Here is a 2,361-nt window from a genome sequence, read left to right on the forward strand (position 1 = left end):
GATAGCGGGCATCGTGGGAATAGACGCGGCGCACGGGCTGGAGGCGATCGTAGCCAACGCCTGGCACGCGGACATCGCGACCAGTACGGCGATCCTGTCCGGTGTGGGCGTGTTGGTCGGCGCATCGGCGACATTCTCTTCGCTGCACACGGCGCTCAACGTCATCTGGCCATCGCCGATTGCGAGCACGCGCGACAATATCGTGGCGATCTTGCGCGTGCGTGCGATCTCGTTTGCATTGGTGCTCGGCGCGGCCTTGTTGATCGTGGGGCTGCTCTTATTCGATGCCCTGCTCGGTCTGGTCGGCCACTGGGTGCTCGGCAGCAACGGCCTGTCGTTCCTGATTGCGGCACTGGGGCAACGGGCGATTTCACTTTCGATGATGATGCTGGCCTTCGCCACCCTGCTTAAATTCTTGCCAAGCAAGCGCATGCAATGGCGCGACGCATTGCTCGGTGCATCGACAGCGGCACTTCTTTTCGAGGCTGGGAAACGGCTCTTTGCGTTCTACCTGCAACATGCCGGCACGGCTAATACATTCGGCGCGGCGGGGTCGCTGGCGATCATCCTGATGTGGCTGTATTACTCGGCGGCAGTCTTCTTGCTCGGGGCGGAAGTGTCGGCGACGGCGGCGCGCAGACGCACGCAAAGCGAATCGGGCTGGCGATAAAAAGCGCCCCTTGAGCTAAGGGGCGCATTGGGACAACTCGAATCTGACCGGGAGGTCAGCCGCGACGCAACTCCGCAGGCGGCACCTTCATCAGATGACGATACTTGGCGACGGTCCGGCGCGCGACGATCACCCCTTGGCCTGCAAGCATCTTTGCAAGACTCACATCGGATAACGGATCGTTGCTGCTTTCCTGCGCGATCATTTCCTTCAACAACGCGCGCACCGCGGCGGCCGAACAAGTCCCGCCACTTTCGGTACTGAGTTCGCGCGGAAAGAAGTGCTTGAACTCAAAGATGCCGCGCGGCGTGGACATATATTTGTTGCCCGTTGCACGGGAAATGGTCGATTCGTGCAGTTCGAGTTCATCGGCTACGTCACGCAATACCAGCGGTTTCAACGCGATTTCACCGTAGTCGAAGAACGCTTTCTGATGCGACACGATGCATTCCGCGACGCGCTGGATCGTGGTAAAGCGTTGTTGAGCATTGCGAATCAACCAGCGTGCTTCCTGCAATTGCTGCGCGAGCGGCGAACGGCTCGCGCCCGCGGATTGCGCAAAAAGCTCGGCGTACATGCGATGAATCCGCGCGCGCGGCAACACCGCGGGGTTGATGGTCACAACCCAGTTCCTCTTGACCTGGCGCACGATCACGTCCGGCACGACATAGTTGTCTTCGACGGCCCCATAGTTGGAACCCGGCTTGGGGTCGAGCTTGCGCACGAGCGCGCATGCAACGCGCAACTCCTCCGCGCTACAGCCAATTTTCTTTTGCAGCTCAGCTTGTTCGCGGCGCGCCAGACGTTCGAGATGATGCGTGACGATCTCGATCGCTACAGCGCGTCCTGGCGTTTCGGGGCAGAGTGCATCGAGTTGCAGGGACAGGCACTCGGACAACGTGCGTGCGCCGAGGCCTGGCTTGTCGAGCGATTGCACCAGCTTCAACGCGATGTTGAGTTCGTCCCGCGACAATGCCGGCTTGATATCCACAAGCTCCGACAATTCCTGCAAGTCTTGTCGAAGATAGCCGTCGTCGTCGAGTGCTTCAATGATGAGCTGCGCCACTGCGCGGTCGCGGTCGTCGAGTGGGTAAAGCCTTAGCGTGTCGTGCAGGGTTTCATGTAGCGAAGGTTCGACACGGATCCAGTCAGCGGGGTCGCCCCCGTCGCCATCGCCAGTGTTGCGAGTCGATGTGCGACCGAACGGGTCCGAGGAGTACTCGGACATTGAGTCGTACTCGTTCATCGAGTCATCGTGCGACTGCGAGTCGCCGGCGTCCGAACTGTCGCCCGGCGCTTCGGCCGACATGGGTGCATCGACGGGTGCGTCGTGCTCGCCAGGTACGGGCGCATCGCTCATCGAATTGCCGTTGTCGTTGGAGAGCGCATTGTCTTCCGCTTGCGTCTCGTCAAATTCGAGGAACGGATTCGTATCGAGTGCGTTGCGCAATTCTTGCTGGAACTCCAGCGACGAAAGCTGTAGCAGACGAACCGATTGCTGAAGGCGCGGCGTGAGCGCCAGGCTCTGTTTTGCGCGAAGTTCGAGGGAAGGCGGCATTGCGTGATGTTCCTCTCAATGTTAGGTCTTTTGCAACCTATCAAGCAATAGCCATGCCAACTTGAAAACGAACGCATCAGCCCCGGATTTCTATACGTATTTTTCACTTTGTGCGCTCGCACCGGTCGCGCAC

Annotated in this window: 2 protein-coding genes; one reads left to right on the plus strand and one right to left on the minus strand. The window is 59.8% G+C overall.

All coding sequences use genetic code 11. From position 1 onward, the window contains the following. On the plus strand, positions 1-670 hold a 670-nt coding region (locus WCA53_RS09100), incomplete at its 5' end, for a YihY/virulence factor BrkB family protein (protein WP_423908214.1). A gap of 55 nt (positions 671-725) precedes the next feature. On the opposite strand, the gene WCA53_RS09105 is transcribed toward WCA53_RS09100, so the two are convergent. Further along, entirely contained in the window at positions 726-2,228 is a 1,503-nt protein-coding gene (locus WCA53_RS09105) for an RNA polymerase factor sigma-54 (RefSeq protein WP_423908216.1), read from the minus strand. Positions 2,229-2,361 lie beyond the last annotated feature (133 nt).

It is taken from the genome of Caballeronia sp. (assembly GCF_049581465.1).
Lineage (GTDB): Bacteria > Pseudomonadota > Gammaproteobacteria > Burkholderiales > Burkholderiaceae > Caballeronia.